Source organism: Devosia sp., from assembly GCF_040509215.1.
In the GTDB taxonomy this organism is placed as follows: Bacteria; Pseudomonadota; Alphaproteobacteria; order Rhizobiales; family Devosiaceae; genus Devosia.
The window spans coordinates 1-3,274 of record NZ_JBEVLL010000381.1; the positions used below are offsets into that span (position 1 = coordinate 1).

The window sequence follows — 3,274 nt, forward strand, 5'->3', positions numbered from 1 at the left end:
AGAGCCCGGTATCGATCTGGAACATCTCGTCGCGCGGATACGAGTCCAGCGCGCTCAGCAGCGCCCGCCCGGCATGCCCCAGCGGATCGAGCCCGCTCTTGCGCATCACCTCGGCCACCTTGCGCCGGATCACTGGCACATCGGTATGCGCCGTCGCCAGTGCCTGGGCCGTAAACAGCCCCACCACGCGCAATTCGCCCCGCACATTGCCCGCGGCGTCATAGAGCTTCACCCCGACATAATCGAGATGCACACGCCGATGCACGCGCGCCCGTACATTGGCCTTGGTTACCAGCAGTGGTTCACTCGTCTTGAGGAAGGCCACCAGTTCCGGCGTGCTGTCCACATAGGCCTGGCCCGTTCGCAACACCTTCAGCGCGGGATCGCGCAGAATGCCCAGGCCCGTCTCGCCGTCCGGCACCAGCGTCTCGTCCTCCAGCCGATATTCGCGCATGCCGAGGAACGTAAAATTGTGCTCGGTTAGCCATTCGAGAAAGCGCACCGGTTCGTCGCGCAGGGCCGGCTTCAGCCCGTCGAGCCCGCTCATCGCTCCGCGCAGCCGGTCGAGCATGGCCCGCCAATCGCCCACGGCCCGTGACACATCGGTCAACGTATCGGCGATTTCGGCGCGCAGTGCCTCGGGATCGGCCACTGGCTCGCTATGGATATGCAGCACGCTGATCGCCGCGCCGCCCGCCTCGGCCACCTGGCCCTGGTTCACCCGCACCACGGGGTGACAGAAGAGGCGGATGACCCCGCCCATGGCCCGCAGCGCCGCCAGCGTCGAGTCGACGATGAAAGGCATGTCGGGCGAAATGACATCGATCACCAGCGCGCCACCGGGATGGGTCGGCGGCGTCAGCAGAATGCGCGTATCGGTCAGCGAGCCGGCGAACAGCGCCCTGTGGCTGGCCTCGAGCGCGGCGAGCAGCACTTCTGGCTTCTGACGCGCCAGATCGTCCGGATCGGTCGCCTTGATCGCCTCGATCAGGAAGCGCTCCAGGCTGGCATTCCCCTTCGCCAAAGCCTTCGCTGCCTCGATAAAAGCCAAGCTCCGTTCGTCCGTCATGCGCCGCTCCCCCCAGTTTTCTTAGGTGATTTGCCCTGCACTCTAGTCAGGCCCGCAGAGCCTGTCTGCCCTTCCAAGGTCTCATGGCGGAAGGATCAGACAACAAGATGACGCCACAGTCTTTTCATTGGAACGTCACATTCGAGCAAAGCGTTTCTCCCACGCCCTAGCCTGAGAACCGTTTACACCTTGTTAATCTCGATTGATCTGGTAGTCTTTCAGTAGACATTGCGATGAGGCCCCCATGCCCAACGTCTCTCTGATGGTTTCTTACGCCGCGCTGGCTGCAGCCCTGATCCTGGGCTTCATTGTCACCGCAAATGGCGGACCGCTGTTCTTCTGAATAGTCCGGGCGCAAAGCCTGGTTGCTAATGCACGCTCACCGGCGTGACCGGGCTCGCTGACCCTTCGCCGATTTTCGGCCCTTCCCAAAACACCACATAGAGCAGCTCTTCGCCGCGCGCGTCGGTAATTTCGATTGTCCGCGGCGCCCGCGTCTCGCCGCCTTCGCCCGCCAGCTTGTCGATGATCGCCTTGCCGATTTCGGCTGCCTGCTGCTCGGCAGCTTCCAGATCCGCCAATTCGCTGCCCGCCTCGTCGCGAACCAGCTCTTCATCGGTACGATAGTGAAAGAAATAACGCGGCACATCTGCCTCCTGGACGCTTGGCAAACGCCGCCCTCAAGGTCGCGGTTGCCTCATCCAGATTGAATCAGGAAATCGATTGCAGTGTGGCACTAAAGCATGTTTGCCGAAAGTGGTTGTCTGTTTCCGCACAACGACATGCGCGAAAAGCGCGTGCCGTTAGTCGATGCTTGAAATCCCGTGATAGCCGTGCCGCTGCCAGATCAGCGGGCGGCGCTCGTCATGGGCCTCCGCTTCGATGATCGCTCCGGCAAACAGCACATGTGTGCCCGTCTCGATCGAGCCGATCACCTCGCAATCGATCACCGTCACCGCCCCGTCCAGCATCGGTTGCCCCGAAGGCCAGCGTGACCAGGTCCCGCGGTCGAACCTCTCTTCGGGGGCCACCTTGCCGGCAAAGGCATCGGCGATTTCGCTCTGGTCTTCCGCCAGCACCGCCATGGAAAACCCGCCGGTCTTGGCGATCAGATCGGCCAGCCGGCTGACGATATCAATGGAAATCAGGACAGATGGCGGGCTGGCCGACAGCGACAGCACGGCCGTCACCGTCCGTCCCACCACTTCGTCGCCCCGCCGCGCCGTCACCACCGAAACGCTGGACGCTACCGACGACATGGCCGAGCGAAATTCGGCCGTGTTCACCACCGGCTTCCGTGTCGGGCGCAGCGCCATGCTGTCGGGCAAGTCAAAATCAGGCATCACGCTACTCAAGGACGCATCCACCTTTGCACGCGCTGCGCGCTTGGCGAACTGCTGAAAATCAATAATCGCGCAATCCGGTCGCAAGGTGCAATCCATCCACCGCATCGCATTTCAAAAATCCAATCCCGGTGTCATTCCCGGTGATGGAAGAGGTCAGCTAAGAGACCTATGTCGCCACCCACACGACGCTCGCCCCACCGTCGTCATTGCCGGGCTTGTCCCGGCAATCCATCTCGGAGAGCCGCCATCTTGCGGATGGCATGGACCACCGGGACAAGCCTGGTGGTGACGACCGTCAGTGCGTGCGGTGGCTTGCGGCCTCAGCCCAGGTTCGCCTCGGCAAACTCATAGTTCGCCAGCTTGTCGAGGAAGTTCGTCACATAGTCCGGACGACGATTGCGGAAGTCGACATAGTAGCTGTGCTCCCACACGTCGAGCCCGAGCAGCGGCTTGCCTTCGCCAGTCGCCAGCGGGTTCGAGCCATTCGGGGTCTTGGTGGCTTTGAGCTTGCCATCGGTGCCCAGCACCAGCCAGGCCCAGCCCGAACCAAACTGCGTCGTCGCAGCGGTCTTGAACGCATCCTTGAACGCATCGACCGCCCCAAAGTCTTCAACGATCTTGGCTTCGAGCTTGCCCGGCAGCTTGCCGCCGGTCGGGGTCAGCGCGTTCCAGAAATGGATGTGGTTCCAGTGCTGCCCGGCATTGTTGAACACCGGCGCCAGCTCCGCCTTGTCCTTGGCAAAGAGAACGATCTCTTCAAGGCTCTTGCCCTGCAGGTCCGGGTTCTTCTCAACAAACCCGTTGAGCGCCGTCACATAGGCCTGATGATGCTTGCCGTGGTGCAGCTCCAGCGTTTCCT

The 3,274-nt window shown here is 62.2% G+C and carries 3 protein-coding genes and 1 pseudogene; all 4 read right to left on the reverse strand.

Translation table 11 applies throughout. From position 1 onward, the window contains the following. Positions 1 to 1,069 (reverse strand): annotated as a pseudogene (locus ABW043_RS21390) (NAD-glutamate dehydrogenase); the annotation flags it as partial. A 368-nt stretch (positions 1,070 to 1,437) separates the two neighbouring features. Then, positions 1,438 to 1,716: a DUF6894 family protein gene (locus ABW043_RS21395; RefSeq protein ID WP_353923217.1), complete on the reverse strand. Its 279-nt coding sequence runs from the start codon at positions 1,714 to 1,716 to the stop codon at positions 1,438 to 1,440. A 156-nt stretch (positions 1,717 to 1,872) separates the two neighbouring features. Next, a complete protein-coding gene (locus tag ABW043_RS21400) occupies positions 1,873 to 2,412 on the reverse strand; it encodes a flavin reductase family protein (protein ID WP_353923218.1) in 540 nt (179 codons plus the stop codon). A 323-nt stretch (positions 2,413 to 2,735) separates the two neighbouring features. Beyond that, positions 2,736 to 3,274: superoxide dismutase (locus ABW043_RS21405; protein WP_353923219.1), on the reverse strand; the 539-nt coding region annotated here is incomplete at its 5' end.